The following is a 21,091-nucleotide window of genomic DNA, read 5'->3' as shown; positions in this document are numbered from 1 at the left end:
TTGAAAGACGGGATTTTTTATTTTAAAACGGAATCAGAATGGCCAGCATTTTCACAAAAATCATTAATGGGGAAATACCTTCCTATAAAATTGCCGAGGATGATGATAACTATGCATTTTTGGATATCAACCCAAACTCCAAAGGGCATACATTGTGTGTTCCGAAAAAAGAGGTGGACAAGATTATGGACCTTGATGAGGAATCCTATATGAAGCTTATGGCTTTTTCAAGAAAGGTAGGACTTGCCATTGAGAAAGCGGTGCCCTGTAAACGCGTTGGAATGTCCGTTATTGGTTTAGAGGTACCCCATGTGCATGTGCATCTCATTCCGCTTCAAAGTATGGCGAATGCCACTTTTCAACACAAAGAGAGTTTTACTGCCAAGGAGTTTGAAAACGTTGCAGCGGAAATCCGGTCTTTTCTTAATTAAGTCCTTCTAGGTAAAAATAGACTCCAGCTGCTATCAAGCACAGCATCACTACCAAAATGACAAAAAATAGCATGGTAAACCTTACAGCTGGTCTGTCGGGTTTAACTAGTTTGTTGTAGTAGTCAAAAACCCGCTCAATATCTGGGGTCCAGTTTACTGGATAAATAATCGAGTTACACTTCGTGCATTTGATTTCATGTGTCACAACACCTGTGGTTCTGTGGTAAAGTGCATTAAAAGTGTGTTTTTGGTAAAATGTAATTTTAAGTTCCTGATTAAAACATTCGGGGCAATTGTTGGTGATATCAGCTTCTTGTATTACAAGTTGTTTTTCCTTGGCCATAGTTCAATTTTCATTTGCTCGTAGGGAAATTTGCATGATAGTTCCTTCTTTACTAGACGAAAATACTTTAATTTTTCCTTTATGGTATTCTTCAACAATTCTTTTTACCAACGAAAGTCCTAATCCCCATCCTCTTTGTTTGGAAGTAACCCCTGGGTTAAAAATGTTCTGAAAATCGCTTTTGGGGATGCCATGGCCAGTATCTGAAACCAAAATGTTGATGGTTTGTCCCTTTTTTTCGATTTGAATGGCAATATTCCCTTTTCCTTTCATGGCGTCGATACCATTTTTAACAAGGTTTTCAATACTCCAATTGTATAGCGGAGGATTCATTAAAACAGGAGCCTTATCTACATTGGAGCTAAAAGAAAAATGAACAAGCTTGGAACTTCGTTGCTTTAGGTAATCATAAGCTTTTTTGGTTTCCGCAACAATATCATGTTCCCTTAATTCCGGAACAGATCCAATTTTGGAAAAACGTTCGGTTATTGTTTCCAAGCGATCAATATCCTTCGCTATTTCTTGTGTTACTTCTGGGTTGATATCCTCTGATTTTAAGAGTTCATTCCAACCTAAGAGGGAAGTAAGGGGAGTTCCAATTTGATGAGCCGTTTCCTTGGCCATTCCCGCCCAGAGTTTGTTCTGTTCCGACGCTTTGTTCGTCCGAAAGAAAAAGAAAATGACTGCTCCGAACAAGAAAATAATCAACAGCAAGGCCAATGGATAGTACTTCAACTTGTTCAAGACTTCCGAGTTGCCATAATACAGCGTTTCCAACAATTCATCCTCTTGAATAATCTGTATGGGCTCATTTTCATTTATGAATTGTGCAATCTTCTTTTGAATATATACACTGTCTGTTATTTTGTCCTCTGGTATATTGTGGGTTTTGTAGGATCCCTCTTCGTTCATCAAAATCATTGGGGTGGAGGTGTTGTTTCCCAATACTTTAAGGGTGAGGTTCCCCAGTTCTTGATCTACGGAGGATTGGATAAGTTCCAATTGGGCCGTGGCCCAAATTTCCATTTTTAAACGCTCTTCCTCTTTGAATTTTTTAAAAAAACTATTGGTGTTCCACAGAATTAGACTCACAATGATAAATGCCGAAATCAGCATTATAATGTTGGAGGTTTTCCGTTTGGGGCTAAAGTTCATTGGAAGTCAATTTCTTTTTAAAGATAGTAAATGGAAAACATGTTGATAGTTCGTTAAAATAACGTCTGCCATTGGAATTCATTTTATGTACTTTTGAGTTTTCAACAAAAATTAACATTGCATGGAAGTTCAGGGAAGAATCAAAATGATAGATGAAACCAAAACGTATGGTAACAATGGTTTCAGAAAAAGAGAAGTGGTCGTGACTACGGAAGAGCAATATCCGCAGCATATATTGGTTGAGTTTGTTCAGGACAAGTGCGATTTGCTAAACAATTATAGTGTTGGGCAAATGGTGAAAATCAGTATAAACTTAAGAGGTAGAGAGTGGGTGAACCCTCAAGGAGAGACCAAGTATTTCAACTCCATTCAAGGGTGGCGAATTGAAAACATACAACAAGAACAAGGTTCGGACAATATGCCTCCCGTTCCTCCAATGGAAGCTTTTGAGCCTGCGGACGACCTGAATGAGGAAGACCATGATGACTTGCCTTTCTAAAAGAAAAAGGTATTTTTAATAGAATCAATTGCGAAAATCTGGGCCTTGTGTTCAGATTTTCTTGTTTTTACCCTGATTTGTATTTTTAGGAAAAATTGCTTGTGGAAAATACTCCCTTACATTTTTTGAGCAAAAGGTTGGAGTTTCCTCCAGTCGATACGGCCAGTGAGGACGGGTTGCTTGCCGTTGGAGGTGATTTGTCCCCAGAAAGATTGTTGTTGGCCTACAAAAATGGAATTTTTCCATGGTTCAATGATGATTCCTTGATTTTGTGGTGGGCACCCGATCCACGGATGGTGCTTTTCCCGGAAAAGGTTAAAGTGTCCAAAAGTATGCGTAAGGTATTTCGTGATGGAATATTTACATTGACCCAAAACAAGTGTTTTGAGGAGGTAATGGACTATTGTGCCCAAATTGAGCGAAAAGGACAGGACGGTACATGGATTACCCCTGAAATGAAAACTGCTTATATGGATCTATACAAGAAGGGTTATGCCAGATCGTTTGAAGTTTGGGAAGACGGGGAGCTTGTTGGTGGCTTGTACGGGGTTGATTTAGGACACGTGTTCTGTGGTGAGAGCATGTTCAGTTTAAGGTCCAATGCATCAAAGTTTGCCTTTATAAAAATGGCGCAGGAATTAGGCGAAAAAGGATACAAACTTATCGATTGTCAAGTACATACCAACCACTTGGAGAGTTTGGGGGCCGAATTGATTCCTAGAAAAGAGTTTATAAAGATCTTACAAGGATAATTGCGCACTCGTCAATAAAAACAAAATGTCCTGCGGTAGGCCGGAGCCGTAATCCTCTATTCTGTATTCCACTCCCATCTGAAACTTTATACCACTGTTCAATTGCCATCCCACTTGGCCAGAAAGTCGAGTATCGTATTGCGGGGCATTGCTTTTTGCCACACTCAAGAGATTTTCAAAACTCCCAACAAAGTAAGGTTCGCCCGGATCCAGTTTTTCCCCAACCAAAGGAAAGTCCAAAGCAAAACGGTAACGGAACCTGTGGGTGGTCAGTGCCTTGGTGATGCGTTGCTCGGTTCGCAGTCGGTGCCCAAAACGAATAGTATGAGGTTTGCTGGTAATGTTATATTGTTGGGTAAGGCGCAGTTCGTTCTCCCCATCTTCAAAATTCTGACGAAAACGATATTGAATGCCCAGCGCAATACTTTGATTATCCCTCATCTTGAGTTTGGAAAAATGAGCAAGGTCCAATTGCCTTACTTTTAGGGTGAATTCTTCATCATTAACGATGTAGTTTCGGTTGGCAATTGAAAAATTGTGGGAATAGGAACCTGATACCTGATAGTTCACAGCAAATTGTGGCTGCCAATAACCTGTCAAGTTCTCTTGGGCTTGAACGGTGCCCATCAGCATTAAGAAAACAAAAAATAAAAACCACTTAGTAAAGGACATGATCATAGCTTGGAGAAAAGGATTTTCGAATTTTAATCAATTGTCCTTCGGAATTAAACAGAGCTTCATATTCTTGGAACCCATCACTTTCTTTGGCCGAAAATACCAGTTCATAGTTTACTTCGGGCAGAATAAGATTTTGAAAGGCGTTGTGCAAGGTTTTTTCGATAGATTGTCCTTTTTGAACGGGATATTGCTGCTGCATCTTTTTTACCCTGTGCTTGCCGTGGTTTTCATTCAAATAAAATTGGATAGCGCTCCATGTATCATTTGGAATATCCCTTTCTTTTATTTTGAACTCAACATCCTCTAGTACACCTTCTTTGTCGAATTCAACGCTGTAGTGTAATCGTCCCTTTTTAAACTTGGCTTCGTAACTTTTTTTGGTGCTGTCCGATTCCTGGTAAAATCGCACTCTTTTTGCATCCTTCAAATAGTCCTGGATGAGGGAATAAGACTTAATGGGAAACTCGTCCAAAGCTATTCTTGATTCACTTTCATATTTGTTCTGAGCCAACGTAACTTGAGCGACACCTAGCACTAAAAAGAAGAAATAGTTAAACTTCATGATACCTAAAACAGTTTACTTCGTGGTCGTTTACCATACCGGTGGCCTGCATGTGTGCATAAATCACCGTGCTTCCCACAAATTTGAAGCCTCTTTTTTTCAAATCCTTGCTAATAGTATCGGATAAGGAAGTTGTTGCCGGGGCATCTTTGTAATTTCCCCACTCATTTTTAATGGGTTTGCCATCCACAAAACTCCAGATGTACTTACTGAAACTACCAAACTCTTTTTGAACCTCCATAAAAGCATTCGCATTGGATACGGTGGCGTTTACTTTTAACTTATTTCGGATAATTCCAGAGTCCTGCAGAAGAGCTTCAATCTTAGTTTGATTGTAATTCGCAATCTTCTTATAGTCAAATTGATCAAAAGCTGTTCTAAAATTTTCACGCTTTCGCAATACGGTAATCCAGCTCAAACCCGCCTGAAAAGTCTCAAGAATCAAGAATTCGAAAAGGGTGTCATCGTCTTTTACGGGTACGCCCCATTCGTTATCATGGTAGGCTTCATAGAGGGGGTCGCCCACACACCATCCACATCTGTGTTTTTGCATTGCCGTCCGGTTTTTGTCAAAAGTAAAGGAAAAAACCAAGAGTTAATTGAAAGTTAAAGTATTATAATATGATAGTAATACTTTTATATTTGCGAGACTAAATTTTAAAAGTGAAGTGTGATGGATTTACTGATGAAATCCTTAAAAATTGGTGTTAATGAAAAGCTTTACATAAAAGACCCTGAGTCTTCAACTTTGGGGAAGAATATTGTAGAGCAAAGCATTTTAATGATTGATGAAATGGGATTTGACCATTTTACATTCAAAAAATTGGGCGTAAAAATAAATTCCAATGAAAGCTCGATCTATCGCTATTTCGAGAACAAGCACAAGCTATTGCTCTATTTGGCTACGTGGTATTGGGGATGGGTCGAATATAGGATGGTCTTCGCTACAAATGGTATCTCCGACCCGGTTAAAAAATTGGAAAAAGCAGTGGAGATTCTCACTAAGAATGTAGAAGAGGACAGCTCTATAACACATGTCAACGAAGTAGTGTTGAACAGACTGGTTATCAATGAATATTCAAAATCGTATTTGGTAAAAGAGGTGAACCAAGAAAATAAGGATGGTTACTTTGTGGTTTATAAAAGGTTGGTAAACCGTCTCAGTGATATGATTTCTGCTGTGGATGAGAAGTATCCATACCCTATTAGTCTGGCGAGTAATGTTCTGGAAGGATCGCTTCACCAATATTTTTTAAAGGAACATTTTCCAAAGCTTACCAATTGTAACGAAACAGTTACACCGACCAAATTTTTTACGGATCTAATATTTCGCACATTAAATCAAAAAATAGATGGCTAAAAAAATACTCACTGCTTGGCAACGGCTAATGGGCCTTTTGACTTTGGACAAAAAGGACATTTTTCAAATATTTTACTATGCCATATTTGCCGGTTTGGTAAACCTTTCCCTTCCCTTGGGCATACAGGCTATTATTAACCTCATACAAGGAGCCAGGGTAAGTACATCTTGGATTGTACTGGTGGTACTGGTAACCTTGGGCGTAGCCTTTGTAGGTGTACTTCAATTAATGCAAATACGGATTATTGAAAATCTTCAGCAGAAAATTTTCACCAGATCTTCCTTTGAGTTTGCCTACCGTTTCCCAAAAATTAAGATGAGCGAACTAAGATATTATTACCCCCCAGAGCTTGCTAACCGTTTTTTTGATACCCTTACGGTTCAAAAATCGCTCTCTAAAATACTTATCGATTTTCCAGCGGCCTTGTTACAAATTGTATTTGGGTTATTGCTGCTATCCTTTTACCATCCTTTCTTTATTATTTATGGATTGCTCTTGCTCTTGCTCATTTACATTGTGTTCAAGTTTACAGCGCAAAGAGGGTTAGATACCAGTTTAGAAGAATCCAAGATTAAATACAAGGTGGCACATTGGGTTCAGGAGATTGCACGTTCCATCGTAAGTTTTAAGCTTTCAGGAAAAACATCCCATGCATTGGATAAAAACGATGCGCTGGTGGAAGATTATTTGGAGGCAAGGGAAAGCCACTTTAAGGTTTTGGTCCTTCAGTTTATTCAAATGATCGGTTTTAAGGTCTTGGTAACGGCCGGTTTGTTATTAATTGGTGGATTGTTGGTGTTGGAGCAGCAAATGAACATAGGTCAGTTTGTGGCAGCGGAAATCATTATTTTATTGGTAATCAGTTCTGTGGAAAAGTTGATTTTAGGTCTCGAAACTTTTTATGACTTATTGACCTCTTTGGAGAAAATGGGTCAAGTTGTGGACAAAAAACTAGAGCCAAAAGATGGGGAAACTCCATTTAAAGATAACGAGGGTTTAACCGTGGAACTCGAAGATATCGTATATAAGGTTCCCGGATTAGAAAAGAAAATTATAGACCATTTGTCCTTGACGGTTCGTCCAGGTACCAACTTATTGATTCAGGGAAAGAGCGGATCAGGAAGGTCCACCTTGCTTCGGATGATTGCTGGAATATTGGAACCCGATTCAGGTAAAATATATGTGAACAATGTGGCGCTTCAGGGAGTAAAATTAAGTCAGTATCGCTCCTATTTAGGGCACTCTCTTAAAGAGGAATATCCTTTTGAGGGGACACTGCTGAACAATATTACTTTCGGAAACAAAGATATTCCGATGGAAGATGTGTATTGGGCCTTGGAAAAAGTGGGCCTGACACAATTTGTAAAAGAACAGCCCCATGGACTCAACACCATTTTGTACCCCGAAGGAAAAAAGATTCCAGATTTTATTTCCAGAAAAATCGTATTGGCCAGAAGTATTGTGACCAGACCCAAACTCATGATTCTAAAAGACCCTTTGGAGCAATATGATGAAGAAGGAACAGAGAGGATGATGGATTTCTTGACCGACCCAGCAAATGGATGGGCCCTTATTGTTGTAAGTGAAAACCCAAAATGGGAAAGTCGCTGTAATCAAGTAGTTCGAATGGATAAAGGTAGATTGATCAACTTAAAATAAAGTTCATGCTGAATATTTCTTCAAATAATAAATTGAACGAGAAGGTAGACCTTACCGGTTATGAAGCTGGCAAAAAGGTTTTTCATAAGAGGCATTATAAGCATTTTAACCGCTTTTTGGCGTCCTTTTCCATACTGGTGCTTTTCATGATGTTCCTGCCATGGACACAGAATATTTCCGGCAGAGGGTACCTAACTACTTTAACCCCCGATCAAAGGCCACAGACCATACAATCCCCAATCCCGGGAAGAATTGAGAAGTGGTATGTAAGGGAAGGAGATTATGTTGAAAAGGGAGATACCATTCTTTTTATCTCGGAGGTGAAAAGTGAATACTTCGACCCCGATCTTGTAGAACGAACTGGGAAACAAATCAAGGCAAAATCCATGTCTGTAACCTCTTATCAGGAAAAGGTCAAGGCCTTGAACCAACAAATCAAAGCGCTAAATCAGGAACGCGGGTTAAAGTTGGAGCAGGCCAGAAATAAATTGATGCAGTCCAAGTTAAAGGTTAAGAGTGACAGTATTGACCTTGAAGCTGCAAAGACCAATATAACTATTGCCCAACGCCAGTATGACCGTACTGAAAAGTTGCAGGAAGAAGGGCTGAAAGCAGTAACGGATTTGGAAGCTAAACGACTCAAACTTCAAGAAACCCAGGCAAAGCTAATAAGTCAAGAAAATAAATTGTTGGCTAGTAAAAACAATGTAATCAATGCACAGGTAGAAATCAATAGGGTTCAAGCAGAGTATACCGATAAGATTTCAAAGGCGCAAAGCGACCTTTATAGTGCACAATCCAATCAGTTCGATTCTGAGGCCCAGGTCACCAAATTGGAGAACCAGTATACCAATTACGAAATGAGGAACAATATGCTTTACATAAAAGCGCCTCAAAATGGTTATATCACCAAAGCCATTCAATCCGGAATCGGGGAAACCTTTAAAGAAGGAGCCCGCTTGGTGGGGATAATGCCCTCGGATTATGACATTGCCGTAGAAACCTTTGTGGACCCCATAGACCTTCCGTTGATTCATTTGGACGAAAAGGTACGAATCCAGTTCGATGGTTGGCCCGCAATAGTTTTTAGTGGCTGGCCAAACGTATCGTATGGAACATTTGGTGGAAAAGTGGTCGCCATTGAGAATTTTATCAGTCCAAATGGTAAGTATAGAGTATTGTTGGCGCCAGATGAGGAAGAAGCACCTTGGCCCAAGGATATCCGTGTTGGCTCAGGGGCGAGCACTATGGCACTATTGGAAGATGTCCCCATCTGGTTTGAATTGTGGAGGCAGTTGAACGGCTTCCCGCCAAATTATTATCAACCCCAAAATACAAGTGCAGATGCCACGAAGAAATAGAAGATTACTTTTATTTTGTACCCTCTCTTTCTTTTCCGTAAGCTTTTTTTACGCTCAACAAGATTCTTTGGTGCTTGGGTTTAAAGAGTATTTGGGATATGTCAAAAAATACCATCCCGTTGCCAAGCAAGCCCAGCTGAACATTGCGATAGGACAGGCGAACCTAATGAAAGCCAGAGGAGCTTTTGATCCCAAAGTGGAGGTGGATTTTGACAGGAAGGAGTTCAAGGGTGCCGAATATTGGGACCGATTAAACGCCACCTTCAAAATTCCGACTTGGTTTGGCATTGAGTTTAAGGGAAATTTTCAGCAGGATGAAGGAGACTTTATAAATCCAGATGAAACTTTGCCTGAAGATGGGTTGTACAGTGCCGGGGTTTCCATGTCCTTATTGCAGGGGTTTTGGATCAACGAGCGCATGGCAACTTTAAGAAAGGCCAAATTTTTTAGGGAACGGACCAAAGCTGATCAAGACCTTCAGGTCAACCAAGTACTTTACAGTGCCTCACTTGCCTATTTTGATTGGTTGAAAGCTTATAGGGATGCTGAGGTGTACAAAGATTTTTTGGATAATGCTGAAATACGTTTTCAAGGGATAAAAGATCGTGCTTTGGCAGGCGATATCGCTATGATCGACACCGTAGAAGCTAAAATCGCTGTTAGGAACAGGGATTTAGGTTATCAGCAGGCGAAAGTCAAATTAATGAAAAAATCATTGGAGCTCAGTAACTTTTTGTGGATTGAGGATGTGCCTGTAGAGCTTCAGTCAGACATAAGTCCCAACCTTGAACCCGAAATGGACATCAATTCAACTTTGGAAATAGAAGGAGTGCCATTGGATAGTTTCAATTTGGAGACGCATCCGAAACTAATGTCCTTGGATTATAAAATTGAAGGATTGACGGTAGACAAGCGTTTAAAAGCAAATAAATTACTTCCCAAGCTGAAGGCGGAGTATAATTTTATCACGGAAACACCCGAATTGATGAATTCCTTCATTACCGAGAACTACAAAGCGGGATTAAGTTTTCAGATGCCCATTTTCCTTAGAAAAGAGCGCGGAGATCTTAAATTGGCCAAGTTTAAACTTAGGGATGCGGAATACGAGAGGGACAATGCTCAGGTGGAAATACAGAACAAGGTAATAGCTATTTATAACGAATTGGATTCTTTTACCGAGCAGAACCAGCTCATCAAAGATATTGTGAATGACTATTCAACCATGCTGAATGCCGAAGAGCGAAAGTTTAGTTTTGGGGAGAGTTCCCTTTTCTTGATCAATTCCAGGGAGAGTAAACTCATCGACGCCTACTTGAAGCAAAACGAAATGCAGAACAAGTTTTTCTACACTAAGGCAATGTTGTTCAAGAGTTTGGCCATAAACCCTAAAACATTGTAAGGAATAGGTTGTGAAAACTACCAATGACAAAAGTCAACAAATGGGACAATTGCCCTGTGTACTTTTGAAAAAAATTATTTTATGGAAGTTTTGGAAAAAAATAGATTAGAAATTGTTCAAGAATACATTTCAAAAGGAATGGATTGTCCCAGATATCGTGAGTTGGTGCATCAATTAGCAGAAATTGGAAAAACAACTGGGGATGAGCAATCCGAAGCTATGATAAACTATACCAAACTGAACGACCGCCGGATGACTCGATGGGATAAAACTTTTAAGATTCCGGAAGACATCCAACAAAAACTGCAAGCATTAGATAAAGAGCTCATGTTTTTGGTGATTACCGAAAGTTGGTGCGGAGATGCAGCGGCCAGTTTGCCTGTGGTAAATAAAATCGCCGAAACAAGCCCAAATATTTCCTTGAAGGTAGTTTTAAGGGATGAAAGCCCAGAATTAATTGATGCTTTTTTGACCAATGGTGCCCGTTCCATTCCCAAAGTAATTATTTTGGATGAAGCCAATAATGAAATAATTGGAGAGTGGGGTCCTAGACCGAGCATTGCCACTCAAATGGTAGCGGACTTCAAAGAAGAGCATGGAAAATTAACTGCTGAGTTCAAACAAGACCTTCAGGTTTGGTACAACAAAAACAAAGGGCAAAATATTCTGGAAGATATCTTGGAGTTACTTGCTTTGGAATAGATAAGTGATCGTTCCAATCTGCGAATTTTGGGAATCTGAGCTAAATCGAGCTTTAAGGGCATAAGCGATTGCATTGTCTACCAAACAACCGTTATCTGTTCCAGAGCTTTTATCATTAAAACTTGCTTCGGTCACATACCCGTTGTTGTCCACGGTTATGTTTACAACAACCTTACCGCCTTCAATACAGGTATAAATGGGTGGTGGAAGATGATAAGCGTTCCGGTCTACCAGGGAATACGAAATGGAAGTGCGTCTATCTTTTAAGTAATTCGTAAACTCCTCTTTTTCAGCATCCCGTTCTCCAAGTTTTTGTTTTTTTTCGTCCCGTTGCGCTTTCAGTTGTTTTAACTGCTCCTCAAAACCAGAGTTGTCCGCATATTCTCCCGTTTCACTGTTAAGGGCTCTCTCTTCCATGAGCTCTTCCAAAGTTTTTAAGGGTTCTGGGTTTCCAACGCTGGGCTTTGCAGTTTCATTGAGCGCCATATGACTTTTAATGGGATCACTGTTGGCCTTCATTTCTTCCAGACGTTCTTCTTCCTCTTCGAGAAGTTTCTCAATGTCCTCATCGGCCAGGCTCATTTCAATGACATACTCATCCTCTTGTATACCTCCTAAGTGAATATTGAACAACAATAAAATCACTATGGACATAGAGAAGAAAGTGATCAAAAGTGATAACTGGCTCTTGTTTAAGTTCATGGTTTAACTATAACCGCTTTTTTGCAAAAATATTTTATTCCGACCAATCTAGGTCGAGGTGCTCACCCCAAGATTTTCCTTGAAAACATTGGGGCTTGTAGCATTATCTACGTTGAAATCCCCTATTTTGGTTCTTCTTAGCTTGGATAAGTGGGCTCCAGAGTCCACTGCCTTTCCAAAATCATGTGCCAAGGAACGGATATAGGTCCCTTTGCTGCAGACCACCCGAAAGTCCACTTCGGGGAGCGAAATTCGGGTAATCTCAAACTCAAGGATTTCTATTTTACGTGATTTTATCTCTACTTGTTTGCCTTCACGAGCAAATTCGTACAATCGCTTGCCATCTTTTTTTAAGGCTGAAAAGATGGGTGGTACTTGGTCAATCTCGCCCAAAAATTGTTTAATAGCTTCTTTGATGAAGGTATCCGTGATATGATCTGTTGGAAAAGTTTTATCCACTTCGGTCTCCAAATCATAAGATGGTGTCGTGGCACCCAAGGTGAAAGTTCCAGTGTATTCCTTAACCTGACCTTGCAGTTCCGGAATTTTTTTAGTGAATTTCCCTGTGCAGATAATCAATAATCCCGTGGCCAAAGGATCCAGAGTGCCTGCATGACCAATTTTTATCTTTTTTAGACTGAATTTTTTTCGAATGGCCCATTTGAGGGCATTCACCGCTTGGAAAGAAGTCCATTCCAGCGGTTTATCGATCAATAAAATTTGACCGTTTAAAAAATCTTCTTTGGTGTTCAAAAACTTGGGGTTTTGCAGCAAATATACTGATCTATCCCCAAATGCTCCATGCAAGAGCAATGAGCCCCACGATTAAACAGTAAATGGCAAAATAGGTAAGCTTGCTCTGACGTACCAGTTTGATCATCCATGTACAGGCAGCAAGTCCAGCTACAAAGGCCGCAACAAATCCTGCTCCCATGGCTACAGCTTGATCACCGTGAAAGGAGATTTCGCCACCCATTAAATCTTTGGCCACTTTTCCCAGTATCAAAGGAACAACCATTAAAAAGGAAAAACGGGCCGATTTGGATTTATCTACCCCTAAAAGAACAGCGGCCGAAATGGTCGCCCCACTTCGGGAAATACCTGGTAGAATAGCTACTGCCTGCGCCATCCCTATGGCAAAAGCACTTCGAAACGATACGTTTTTATCAGTGGTTTTGGCAAGGTCCGCCAAGTACAATAAAAAAGCAGTGATGATGAGCATAATGCCAACAATTACGATGGCGCCATCAAAAAAAACTTCAATAAAATCATTCAAAAAAAGGCCGACCAATGCAGCAGGAATCATGGAGATGATGATTTTTAAAGAAAATTGAGTTTCCTCGTTCCATTTAAATTGAAAAAGCCCTTTAAAAATATCAAATACATCTTTTCTGAATACCACCAAGGTACTTAGTGCAGTGGCAAAGTGTAAAATTACCGTGAACAAAAGACTTTCCTCGGGAACGGCCTGTGCTCCCAAAATAGCTTTCCCCAATTCTAAATGACCGCTGGAGGAAACAGGTAAAAACTCGGTCAATCCTTGAATGATACCAAGGATTATAGCATCAATTAATTCCAAATTACTCCTTGTTTTTCTTGTGAGGATTCAACAAAATGGCATACACTTGAATGCCAAGGCCAATAAGAATCAATGTAGGCGCGAGGCGAATTCTTCTAAAGTTGTATATCTCGGGATTGAAGACTTGGGGGTCGTCGCTTCCACCACCGCTCATCAAAATAAACCCAAGGACTATAAAGGCAATACCTATAAACAGAAAGAGATAGTTTTTCTTTTGGAAAACAAACTCCTTGGTAGGCTTTTGACCGTTGTTGTTTTTCTTGCTCATGTCGCAAAGTTAATAATAAAGATCGTCCGTTCTTAGGTTTAAAAAGCGTTGTGTTGCAAAATGGGTGCTGGCCCATGAAATAATTACGCCCAAACCAAATACACTAACGAATAAAATGATGAGTACAATATAATCTTGTAATAGATTTAGCTCAGGGAAATTTTTGTCAATATAATATACCAAAACACCTAAACCGATCAAGGCGACAAAAGCTCCTGCCATTCCCAGTTTAATATTCGTCCAAATAAAGGGTCTGCGAATAAACGTTTTCGTTGCCCCAACCATTTGCATGGTTTTTATGATAAACCGTTTGGAATAAATGGACAATCGAATGGAACTGTTGATCAGCAAAACGGCGATTACTGTAAAAATGGCGCTGGCCACCAGAATCCAAAGACTAATTTTTCGAGCATTATTGTTGAGCAGGGAAATCAAGGGTTTGTCGTAGCTGACTTCATCCACGTAGGCTTTGGCCGCGAGTTCCTCCGCAATCTCATCAATCTGTTGGGAGGATACAAAATCAGCTTTCAAATTCACATCAATGGAATTTTTTAAGGGATTGTATCCCAAAAACTCCTCAAAATTTTCACCAATATCCTCGCTGTATTGCTCTGCTGCATCTTCTTTGGAAATATATACAGCAGATTTGGTGTACTCCGCTAGCGTTAAACTTTTTTGGAGTTGATCTATTTCTACAGGTTTTGCATTGTCCTTCAAAAACACCGAAATCGTGATTTGCTCCTTAAAGTGGTCCGCCAATTTTTTGGTATTCAGCACCAAAAGGCCCAAAACCCCTAAAAGAAATAGGACCAGGGCAATGCTCAAAGCCACGGAAAAGTAAGAGGAAATCAGTTTTCGTCGCTGATATCGTTCAATATATTGGCTCATATAGTAGAATCAGTACGTAAAAATAGAAAAGTAAATTGTATTTAGGGGATTAAACCTATTTTTGCACACGAAATTGAACAAGATTAACAATGAATTACGATTTCCGCGAAATTGAAGCCAAGTGGCAGAAGTATTGGGCAGAAAATGAAACTTTTAAGGCGTCCAACGATTCCGACAAACCGAAATTTTATGCGTTGTCGATGTTTCCTTACCCGTCTGGGGCGGGGTTGCACGTAGGACACCCATTGGGTTACATTGCTACGGACATCTATTCGCGTTACAAAAGACATAAAGGATTCAATGTGTTGCACCCAATGGGGTACGATTCCTTTGGATTGCCTGCAGAGCAGTATGCGATTCAAACAGGTCAGCACCCTGCGATTACCACGGGGAAGAATATCAATAGATATCGTGAGCAGTTAGATCAGCTCGGTTTTTCTTTTGATTGGAGCCGCGAAGTGCGTACATCCAACCCACAATATTATAAATGGACACAATGGATTTTTATCCAATTGTTCAATGCATGGTACAACAAGAAATCCGACAAAGCAGAAAACATTTCCAGTCTGATTTCCATTTTTGAAAAAGAAGGAAATGCAAATGTTGAGGCAACTTGTGATGATGATACGCCAAGTTTTAGCGCTGAGGATTGGAATGCATATTCAGAGAAGGAAAAGCAAGAAATCCTATTAAAATATAGGTTGACCTATTTGGCGGATACCGAAGTCAACTGGTGTCCCGCTTTGGGAACTGTTTTGGCCAATGATGAAATCGTGAACGGAGTTTCCGAGCGTGGAGGTCATCCCGTGGTGCGTAAAAAAATGACGCAATGGAGTATGCGCATCACCGCCTACGCTCAGCGTTTATTGGATGGTTTGGAAAAAATTGATTGGCCACAACCGCTAAAAGATTCCCAAGCCAATTGGATCGGACGTTCTGTTGGGGCCTCGGTTGTTTTTAATGTGAAAGACGAAGATGATACTATTGAAGTCTTCACGACTCGTCCCGATACTATTTTTGGAGTAAGTTTTATGACTTTGGCGCCAGAGCACGATTTGGTAGCCAAAATCACTACTCCTGAACAAAAAGCAGAGGTGGAAGCTTACGTGGAAGCCACGGCAAAACGTTCCGAGCGCGACCGTATGGCCGACGTAAAAACCATTTCAGGGGTGTTCACGGGCGCGTATGCAGAGCATCCGTTTACCAAAGAGCCCATTCCTATTTGGATTGGGGATTACGTATTGGCCAGTTATGGAACAGGAGCGGTTATGGCCGTACCCTGTGGCGACCAACGCGATTATGATTTTGCAAAACATTACAATATTGATATCCCCAACATTTTTGAAGGGGTCGATATTTCCGAGGAGGCTTTTGCTGACAAGGAAACTACGGTGATAGCTAATTCTGATTTTTTGAACGGTCTTCCTTATAAAGAGGCGATGAAAAAGATCATTGCTGAGTTGGAAAAGATCGGACATGGCGAAGGCAAAGTCAATTACCGTTTGCGTGATGCTGTATTTAGCCGTCAGCGGTATTGGGGCGAACCTTTCCCGGTGTACTACGTGGATGGTATGCCGCAGATGATTGGTGTGGAGCATTTGCCCTTGCAATTGCCAGAAGTTGAAAAATACCTTCCCACCGAAACAGGTGAGCCGCCATTGGGTAACGCTACCGAATGGGCTTGGGATGCGAAGAATAATAAAGTAGTTTCCAATGATTTGATTGATCATAAAACTGTTTTTCCATTGGAGTTGAATACGATGCCAGGTTGGGCAGGAAGTTCCCAATACTTTAATAGGTATATGGATCCGCGCAACGATGCCGCGATTTTCTCTCCCGAAGCCATTAACTATTGGCAAGATGTGGATTTATATATTGGAGGTAGTGAACATGCTACGGGCCACTTGTTGTATTCTCGCTTTTGGCAGAAGTTTATGTTTGATATGGGCTATGTGCCCAAAGACGAGTTTGCCCAAAAATTGATCAACCAAGGGATGATTACGGGGACGAGTGCATTTGTGTACCGCGATATGGAATCCAATAGGTTGTTTTCTAAAGGACTGGTTGAAGGAAAAAACATTATTCCGATTCATGCTGATGTTTCTTTGGTGAATGCATCCGATGAGTTGGATATAGAAGGATTCAAAAAATGGCAACCGGAATATAAGGATGCAGAGTTCATCCTTGAAGATGGAAAGTATATCGTAGGTCGCGAAGTGGAAAAAATGTCCAAATCCAAATACAATGTCGTCAACCCAGACGCCATTTGTGAGGAGTATGGAGCAGATTCGTTGCGTTTGTACGAAATGTTCTTGGGTCCTTTGGAGCAATCCAAGCCTTGGAACACCGCTGGGATTACTGGAGTGCATTCTTTTTTAAAGAAACTTTGGAAACTTTACACACCATTTACCGATGGGTCCCTGAGCGGAGGCGAAGTGGAACCCACCGCCGATAATTTAAAGACCTTGCACAAGACCATTAAAAAAGTGGAAGAGGATATCGAGAACTTCTCGTTTAATACCTCCGTTTCTACTTTTATGATTTGTGTCAACGAGTTGACGGCTCAAAAATGCACAAGCAAAGCTATTTTGGAACCTTTGGCCATTTTGGTTTCACCTTATGCACCTCACATTGCCGAAGAGCTTGGGGAACGTTTGGGCAATACAGGTTCCATTGCCGAAGCACCTTTCCCCAAGTTTGAGGAGAAATATTTGGTGGAGAGCAGCAAGGAATACCCGATATCCTTTAATGGTAAAATGCGCTTTAAATTAGAGTTGCCCTTGGATATGGGCAAAGATGAAATTGAAGCTGCTGTTTTGGCCCACGAAAAAACACAAGCTCAGTTAGATGGTAGAGTACCTAAAAAGGTAATTGTGGTACCAGGAAAGATTGTGAATATTGTAGGGTAGTTTCAAAACAGTATTATTAGCTTAATTATTTAAAGATTTTATAGAAATACCCCTAAAAAGCATGCTGATCGGCATGCTTTTTCATTTTATATTATGTTTACCCATAAAAAAGTAGGGGTTAAAATTAAAAAATAATCAAAAAATATATTAACCCCTATAAAAAAGGGGGTATAATAGTTAAAAAATACTTATTTAACTCATTCACCCCTAATTTTTATCGATTTTTTGTGTTTTAATCTGATTTTTTTGTTCAACTTTGACCCATCAACCATTAAAAACAACATTATGACTGTTGGGATACCTAAAGAAATCAAAAACAACGAAAGCCGGGTCGGCATGACGCCAGCCGGGGTATTTGAATTAGTAAAGAACAACCACACCGTATATGTGCAGTCCGGTGCAGGTGAAGGAAGTGGTTTTTTTAATCAGGATTACCAACAGGTCGGTGCCATTATTTTGGACACCATCGGTCAGGTGTATGCCATGAGCGATATGATCGTAAAGGTAAAAGAGCCTATCGCTGAAGAATACAATCTAATCCAAGAAGGACAGATCGTGTTTACTTACTTTCATTTTGCATCGAGTGAAGCCTTGACCAATGCTATGATAAAAAGTAAGGCTATCTGTATAGCTTATGAAACTGTAGAGGATGAAGATGGAACCTTGCCTCTACTTACCCCAATGTCGGAAGTAGCAGGAAGAATGGCCATCCAACAAGGAGCCAAATACTTGGAGAAACCTGTGAAAGGTAAGGGTGTGCTTTTGGGAGGAGTTCCCGGAGTTTCCCCAGGTCGCGTTTTGGTTCTCGGAGCGGGTACCGTGGGTATTCAGGCTGCTAAAATGGCAGCAGGTTTGGGTGCCCACGTAACCATTTTGGATGTAAACATGAAACGCCTTAGATACGTGAACGATATTATGCCGAGCCATGTGGTGACCGGTTTTTCGAACGAGTTCAATATCAGAAATCATATAAAAACGAACGATTTAATAATTGGCGGTGTCCTTTTAAAAGGAGCAAAAGCCCCTAACTTGATCACTAGGGACATGCTCAAGGACATGCATCCGGGAACCGTTATTGTGGATGTAGCGGTGGATCAAGGCGGATGTGTGGAAACCACCAAACCAACGACCCATGAGGATCCCACTTATATTATCGATGATGTGGTCCATTACTGTGTAGCCAATATGCCAGGGGCAGTGCCTTATACTTCTACTGTTGCCTTGACGAATGTAACACTGCCCTATGTGCTAAAATTGGCTAATTTGGGATGGCGAAGTGCTTGTAAATTAGATAAGTCCTTGGAAAAGGGGTTGAATATTGTTGAAGGTGAAATAGTTTACAAAGAAATTGCCGAGACATTTCACTTAGAGCCTGTACCGGCTTAACAAACTAACATTTTGACAGTAAAAGAGCCCTGCCATTATTTGGCGGGGTTTTTGCTTTTATGTGGTATATTTATATTCATATAAAAGAGATAAGGCTATGATGACATATTATATATTGATCGGTGGAATTGCCCTGATCAGCTGGATGGTGAGCAATAAATTGAAGAGTAAGTTCAAAAAATATTCAAAGGTTCATTTGCGTAATGGCATGAGCGGTGCTGAGATTGCTCAGAAAATGTTGGATGACCATGGTATTCGGGATGTAAAGGTAATTTCTACTCCTGGAATGTTAACCGACCATTATAATCCAAAAAACAAAACCGTGAACTTGAGTGAAGGGGTTTACAACCAACGCAATGCTTCTGCAGCTGCGGTGGCCGCCCACGAATGCGGACACGCGGTACAGCATGCACAGGCTTATGAGTGGTTGACCATGCGTTCTAAGTTGGTTCCTGTAGTAAGTGTTACCTCTGGAATGTCCACTTGGGTGGTGTTTGGCGGTATTATGTTGATGGCGGCAACCGGTGTGGCTGGTGGTATAGGTTTTTATATCGCGGTAGCCGGATTGATCATGATGGGATTTGCTACTTTGTTCAGTTTTATTACCCTTCCAGTGGAATATGATGCCAGTAAACGGGCTTTGGTCTGGTTAAAACAAAAGAACATGGTATCCCAAGAAGAATACTCAGGTGCGGAAGATGCCCTTAAATGGGCTGCAAGGACCTATTTGGTGGCAGCGTTGGGTGCTTTGGCATCCCTGCTTTACTGGGCACTACAGATTTTTGGAGGAAGAGATTAAGATGTGATTAAAAATTAAACAAAAAAAAGGGAACCAAACGGCTCCCTTTTTTAATTGTATGTGTTGAAAAGTCGTCATTCTGAATTCATTTCAGAATCTCATCAAACTGATAAAAAATTACTATGAGAACCTGAAACAAGTTCAGGTTGACGAAAAACTGCCTCTTTTTGGTAATTGTGATTGGATTTATTTAATCAATCCATTCTGCCACTTGGTTATCGATCATTTGTAGCCCTACACCTTCGGTTCCGGTTACCTCGATCATATCCAAGATATCCCGAATCGTGTTTTCTTCTTCGACCTGTTCCATAACAAACCAATCCAAGAAACGTTCGGCAGTAATATCGCCAAGTTCTCGTGCTTTTTTTACAATGTTGTGAATGGATTTGGTCACTTTGATTTCATGTTCCAAGGTAGATTCAAAAACATCTACAATGGAAGAATAGTCATGATTAATATTGGTAACCTCTGGAGATATTGGATTTCCGCCGGTGTCGATCAAAAAGTTAAAAATCTTCATCATGTGCTCGCGTTCCTCTTCGGTTTGTTTATAGAAAAACTTGGCGCTTGTAAAAAAGCCATTTTGCTCACACCAAGAGGCCATGGCCAAATAGAGGGCTGAAGCGTGGGCTTCCATTTTTATTTGTGCGTTGAGCATATCCATGGACTCCACTTTAATGCTCATACTTTGTCTTGCAATATCTTTCATAATAATAATCTCTAATGTGATTGAACTCTACAAGTTACAGAATTTTATCTGTTTGAAATAGCTCAGCCCCTTATTTAAAAAGCAACTAAGACTGGATTAAAATAGTTGAGCTAAAGGTTTAATGCTTCGGTTTTTGAGGAAAGACCAATGGCCATAAAACCATATTCCACAAGATTTTTTAAATCTAAAACCTCTAAAGTATTGAGAATAAAGAGATGCTCTTTATTGCAAAGCGTGAGAACTTCAAATCCGTGTGTGTTCAAGTCACTATCAAAATGGTCTTCGATGTCAATGCTCATGACTTTATGGCGTAGTGAAAGAAGTTGGCAAAAAGGCATGCGAATTTTTTTCTGACCAAAATCAATATAAAAACAACGCTCGTTTGTGGCCTGATAAAGGGTGTAATATGTAGACTGAAGTATTACATTCATGGGTCAAATGTAATATTTATTTAGATTGAATACAAATATCAAATTCGTATTTGTCGATCAATTTGTTGATCTAACGAGATAAAGGTTTCTGTGCGGGAGACCCCATCTATTTGCTGTATTTTTTTGTTGAGCACTTGCATTAGGTGTTCATTGTCCCTACAGAGTACTTTTATGAGTATGGACCAGTTTCCTGTAGTGTAATGGCATTCCAATACTTCTGGAATTTCTTCCAATTGTTTTACTGCTCTCGGGTTGGTCATGGCCTTGTCCAAATAAATACCAATGTAGGCCATAGTAGAATAGCCCAAAACCTTCGGGTTGATAACGAATTTAGAGCCGGCGATTAGTCCTGAGCTCTCCAGTTTGCGAAGTCTCTGGTGAATGGCCGCCCCGGAAATCCCAATATTTCTAGCGATTTCAAGAATGGGTTTGCGAGCATCCTCCATAAGGTACCTTAGGATTTTCTTGTCAATACCATCAATTTTCACTGAATTGTTATTGTTTTTCACAACTTCGAT

24 protein-coding genes are annotated in these 21,091 nt (G+C 40.4%); 11 read left to right on the top strand and 13 right to left on the bottom strand.

The genetic code is table 11. From position 1 onward, the window contains the following. Nucleotides 1-38 precede the first annotated feature (38 nt). Nucleotides 39-431: an HIT family protein gene (locus D2V08_RS04900; protein WP_119606957.1), complete on the top strand. Its 393-nt coding sequence runs from the start codon at nt 39-41 to the stop codon at nt 429-431. Here the strand turns inward: D2V08_RS04900 and D2V08_RS04895 are convergent. Both D2V08_RS04895 and D2V08_RS04890 read right to left on the bottom strand, forming a co-directional pair. Continuing rightward, nucleotides 424-774: a hypothetical protein gene (locus D2V08_RS04895; RefSeq protein WP_119606956.1), complete on the bottom strand. Its 351-nt coding sequence runs from the start codon at nt 772-774 to the stop codon at nt 424-426. The two genes, D2V08_RS04900 and D2V08_RS04895, sit on opposite strands and share 8 nt — an antisense overlap. A 3-nt stretch (nt 775-777) precedes the next feature. Further along, the gene (locus D2V08_RS04890) at nt 778-1,929 is read right to left on the bottom strand and encodes a sensor histidine kinase (RefSeq protein ID WP_119606955.1); all 1,152 of its coding nucleotides are present in this window, start codon (nt 1,927-1,929) and stop codon (nt 778-780) included. A gap of 121 nt (nt 1,930-2,050) precedes the next feature. Here D2V08_RS04890 and D2V08_RS04885 point away from each other — a divergent pair, with 121 nt between their 5' ends. Further along, on the top strand, nt 2,051-2,428 hold the full coding sequence (locus tag D2V08_RS04885) for a DUF3127 domain-containing protein (RefSeq protein ID WP_119606954.1): 378 nt from the start codon (nt 2,051-2,053) through the stop codon (nt 2,426-2,428). A gap of 95 nt (nt 2,429-2,523) precedes the next feature. Continuing rightward, complete coding sequence (aat, locus tag D2V08_RS04880) at nt 2,524-3,180, top strand: leucyl/phenylalanyl-tRNA--protein transferase (RefSeq protein WP_119606953.1); 657 nt, start codon at nt 2,524-2,526, stop codon at nt 3,178-3,180. Here the strand turns inward: aat and D2V08_RS04875 are convergent. From D2V08_RS04875 to D2V08_RS04865, 3 genes are read right to left on the bottom strand one after another with little or no spacing between them, the layout of a single operon-like run. Further along, nucleotides 3,169-3,852, bottom strand: coding sequence for a DUF2490 domain-containing protein (locus tag D2V08_RS04875; RefSeq protein WP_245980503.1), 684 nt, complete (start codon nt 3,850-3,852; stop codon nt 3,169-3,171). The two genes, aat and D2V08_RS04875, sit on opposite strands and share 12 nt — an antisense overlap. After that, nucleotides 3,839-4,420 (bottom strand): hypothetical protein, encoded by a 582-nt coding sequence (locus D2V08_RS04870; protein WP_119606951.1) that lies wholly within the window; start codon nt 4,418-4,420, stop codon nt 3,839-3,841. The genes D2V08_RS04875 and D2V08_RS04870 overlap by 14 nt, the downstream gene beginning before the upstream one ends. Further along, entirely contained in the window at nt 4,410-4,973 is a 564-nt protein-coding gene (locus D2V08_RS04865; RefSeq protein ID WP_119606950.1) for a DNA-3-methyladenine glycosylase I, read from the bottom strand. The genes D2V08_RS04870 and D2V08_RS04865 overlap by 11 nt, the downstream gene beginning before the upstream one ends. Before the next feature lie 120 nt (nt 4,974-5,093). On the opposite strand from D2V08_RS04865, the gene D2V08_RS04860 reads away from it, so the two are divergent. From D2V08_RS04860 to D2V08_RS04840, 5 genes are all read left to right on the top strand, one after another. Beyond that, entirely contained in the window at nt 5,094-5,780 is a 687-nt protein-coding gene (locus tag D2V08_RS04860) for a TetR/AcrR family transcriptional regulator (protein WP_182835490.1), read from the top strand. Further along, nucleotides 5,773-7,440 (top strand): peptidase domain-containing ABC transporter, encoded by a 1,668-nt coding sequence (locus D2V08_RS04855; RefSeq protein ID WP_119606949.1) that lies wholly within the window; start codon nt 5,773-5,775, stop codon nt 7,438-7,440. Before D2V08_RS04860 ends, D2V08_RS04855 begins: the two co-directional genes overlap by 8 nt. Nucleotides 7,441-7,445: 5 nt before the next feature. Further along, nucleotides 7,446-8,801, top strand: a complete 1,356-nt coding sequence (locus tag D2V08_RS04850) for an HlyD family secretion protein (protein WP_119606948.1) — start codon at nt 7,446-7,448, stop codon at nt 8,799-8,801. Further along, nucleotides 8,785-10,200 (top strand): TolC family protein, encoded by a 1,416-nt coding sequence (locus tag D2V08_RS04845; RefSeq protein WP_119606947.1) that lies wholly within the window; start codon nt 8,785-8,787, stop codon nt 10,198-10,200. The genes D2V08_RS04850 and D2V08_RS04845 overlap by 17 nt, the downstream gene beginning before the upstream one ends. 81 nt (nt 10,201-10,281) lie before the next feature. Further along, nucleotides 10,282-10,902, top strand: a complete 621-nt coding sequence (locus D2V08_RS04840) for a thioredoxin family protein (RefSeq protein WP_119606946.1) — start codon at nt 10,282-10,284, stop codon at nt 10,900-10,902. Here the strand turns inward: D2V08_RS04840 and D2V08_RS04835 are convergent. Genes D2V08_RS04835 through D2V08_RS04815 form a run of 5 tightly spaced genes read right to left on the bottom strand, consistent with a single transcriptional unit; the run spans nt 10,885 to nt 14,339 of the window. Beyond that, nucleotides 10,885-11,604 (bottom strand): energy transducer TonB, encoded by a 720-nt coding sequence (locus tag D2V08_RS04835; protein WP_119606945.1) that lies wholly within the window; start codon nt 11,602-11,604, stop codon nt 10,885-10,887. The genes D2V08_RS04840 and D2V08_RS04835 overlap by 18 nt on opposite strands. A gap of 48 nt (nt 11,605-11,652) precedes the next feature. Continuing rightward, nucleotides 11,653-12,357, bottom strand: a complete 705-nt coding sequence (gene truB, locus D2V08_RS04830) for a tRNA pseudouridine(55) synthase TruB (protein ID WP_119607703.1) — start codon at nt 12,355-12,357, stop codon at nt 11,653-11,655. Nucleotides 12,358-12,388: 31 nt separating this feature from the next. Next, complete coding sequence (locus D2V08_RS04825) at nt 12,389-13,183, bottom strand: undecaprenyl-diphosphate phosphatase (RefSeq protein ID WP_119606944.1); 795 nt, start codon at nt 13,181-13,183, stop codon at nt 12,389-12,391. Between the two features lies 1 nt (nt 13,184). Continuing rightward, the gene (locus D2V08_RS04820; RefSeq protein ID WP_100816486.1) at nt 13,185-13,451 is read right to left on the bottom strand and encodes a DUF3098 domain-containing protein; all 267 of its coding nucleotides are present in this window, start codon (nt 13,449-13,451) and stop codon (nt 13,185-13,187) included. Between the two features lie 9 nt (nt 13,452-13,460). After that, nucleotides 13,461-14,339 carry a cell division protein FtsX gene (locus D2V08_RS04815; protein ID WP_119606943.1) on the bottom strand — a complete coding sequence of 293 codons (879 nt, stop codon included), beginning with the start codon at nt 14,337-14,339 and terminating at the stop codon, nt 13,461-13,463. A gap of 89 nt (nt 14,340-14,428) precedes the next feature. Between D2V08_RS04815 and leuS the strand changes: the two genes are divergently transcribed. The 3 genes from leuS to D2V08_RS04800 all read left to right on the top strand — a co-directional run bounded on the left by leuS (nt 14,429) and on the right by D2V08_RS04800 (nt 19,433). After that, a complete protein-coding gene (leuS, locus tag D2V08_RS04810; protein WP_119606942.1) occupies nt 14,429-17,248 on the top strand; it encodes a leucine--tRNA ligase in 2,820 nt (939 codons plus the stop codon). A 285-nt stretch (nt 17,249-17,533) separates the two neighbouring features. Continuing rightward, complete coding sequence (gene ald / locus D2V08_RS04805) at nt 17,534-18,634, top strand: alanine dehydrogenase (protein ID WP_119606941.1); 1,101 nt, start codon at nt 17,534-17,536, stop codon at nt 18,632-18,634. 97 nt (nt 18,635-18,731) lie between these two features. After that, entirely contained in the window at nt 18,732-19,433 is a 702-nt protein-coding gene (locus D2V08_RS04800) for a zinc metallopeptidase (protein WP_119606940.1), read from the top strand. A 190-nt stretch (nt 19,434-19,623) separates the two neighbouring features. On the opposite strand, the gene D2V08_RS04795 is transcribed toward D2V08_RS04800, so the two are convergent. The 3 genes from D2V08_RS04795 to D2V08_RS04785 form a co-directional block, all read right to left on the bottom strand. Further along, nucleotides 19,624-20,142 carry a ferritin gene (locus D2V08_RS04795; RefSeq protein WP_119606939.1) on the bottom strand — a complete coding sequence of 173 codons (519 nt, stop codon included), beginning with the start codon at nt 20,140-20,142 and terminating at the stop codon, nt 19,624-19,626. Nucleotides 20,143-20,252: 110 nt separating this feature from the next. Beyond that, nucleotides 20,253-20,441 carry a hypothetical protein gene (locus D2V08_RS17555; protein ID WP_245980502.1) on the bottom strand — a complete coding sequence of 63 codons (189 nt, stop codon included), beginning with the start codon at nt 20,439-20,441 and terminating at the stop codon, nt 20,253-20,255. A gap of 170 nt (nt 20,442-20,611) precedes the next feature. Continuing rightward, a complete protein-coding gene (locus D2V08_RS04785; RefSeq protein ID WP_100816480.1) occupies nt 20,612-21,082 on the bottom strand; it encodes an Lrp/AsnC ligand binding domain-containing protein in 471 nt (156 codons plus the stop codon). Nucleotides 21,083-21,091 lie beyond the last annotated feature (9 nt).

This window comes from Flagellimonas lutimaris, from assembly GCF_003581615.1.
GTDB lineage: Bacteria > Bacteroidota > Bacteroidia > Flavobacteriales > Flavobacteriaceae > Flagellimonas > Flagellimonas lutimaris.
Note: the sequence above shows the minus strand (reverse complement) of the source record. Positions and strands in the feature narration are given on the sequence as shown.

Coding starts and splice junctions, on each gene's coding strand:
- D2V08_RS04900 (WP_119606957.1), top strand. CDS start 39: ATGGCCAGCATTTTCACAAAAATCATTAATGGGGAAATACCTTCCTAT.
- D2V08_RS04895 (WP_119606956.1), bottom strand. CDS start 774: ATGGCCAAGGAAAAACAACTTGTAATACAAGAAGCTGATATCACCAAC.
- D2V08_RS04890 (WP_119606955.1), bottom strand. CDS start 1,929: ATGAACTTTAGCCCCAAACGGAAAACCTCCAACATTATAATGCTGATT.
- D2V08_RS04885 (WP_119606954.1), top strand. CDS start 2,051: ATGGAAGTTCAGGGAAGAATCAAAATGATAGATGAAACCAAAACGTAT.
- D2V08_RS04875 (WP_245980503.1), bottom strand. CDS start 3,852: ATGTCCTTTACTAAGTGGTTTTTATTTTTTGTTTTCTTAATGCTGATG.
- D2V08_RS04870 (WP_119606951.1), bottom strand. CDS start 4,420: ATGAAGTTTAACTATTTCTTCTTTTTAGTGCTAGGTGTCGCTCAAGTT.
- D2V08_RS04865 (WP_119606950.1), bottom strand. CDS start 4,973: ATGCAAAAACACAGATGTGGATGGTGTGTGGGCGACCCCCTCTATGAA.
- D2V08_RS04860 (WP_182835490.1), top strand. CDS start 5,094: ATGGATTTACTGATGAAATCCTTAAAAATTGGTGTTAATGAAAAGCTT.
- D2V08_RS04855 (WP_119606949.1), top strand. CDS start 5,773: ATGGCTAAAAAAATACTCACTGCTTGGCAACGGCTAATGGGCCTTTTG.
- D2V08_RS04850 (WP_119606948.1), top strand. CDS start 7,446: ATGCTGAATATTTCTTCAAATAATAAATTGAACGAGAAGGTAGACCTT.
- D2V08_RS04845 (WP_119606947.1), top strand. CDS start 8,785: ATGCCACGAAGAAATAGAAGATTACTTTTATTTTGTACCCTCTCTTTC.
- D2V08_RS04840 (WP_119606946.1), top strand. CDS start 10,282: ATGGAAGTTTTGGAAAAAAATAGATTAGAAATTGTTCAAGAATACATT.
- D2V08_RS04835 (WP_119606945.1), bottom strand. CDS start 11,604: ATGAACTTAAACAAGAGCCAGTTATCACTTTTGATCACTTTCTTCTCT.
- D2V08_RS04820 (WP_100816486.1), bottom strand. CDS start 13,451: ATGAGCAAGAAAAACAACAACGGTCAAAAGCCTACCAAGGAGTTTGTT.
- D2V08_RS04815 (WP_119606943.1), bottom strand. CDS start 14,339: ATGAGCCAATATATTGAACGATATCAGCGACGAAAACTGATTTCCTCT.
- leuS (WP_119606942.1), top strand. CDS start 14,429: ATGAATTACGATTTCCGCGAAATTGAAGCCAAGTGGCAGAAGTATTGG.
- ald (WP_119606941.1), top strand. CDS start 17,534: ATGACTGTTGGGATACCTAAAGAAATCAAAAACAACGAAAGCCGGGTC.
- D2V08_RS04800 (WP_119606940.1), top strand. CDS start 18,732: ATGATGACATATTATATATTGATCGGTGGAATTGCCCTGATCAGCTGG.
- D2V08_RS04795 (WP_119606939.1), bottom strand. CDS start 20,142: ATGAAAGATATTGCAAGACAAAGTATGAGCATTAAAGTGGAGTCCATG.
- D2V08_RS17555 (WP_245980502.1), bottom strand. CDS start 20,441: ATGAGCATTGACATCGAAGACCATTTTGATAGTGACTTGAACACACAC.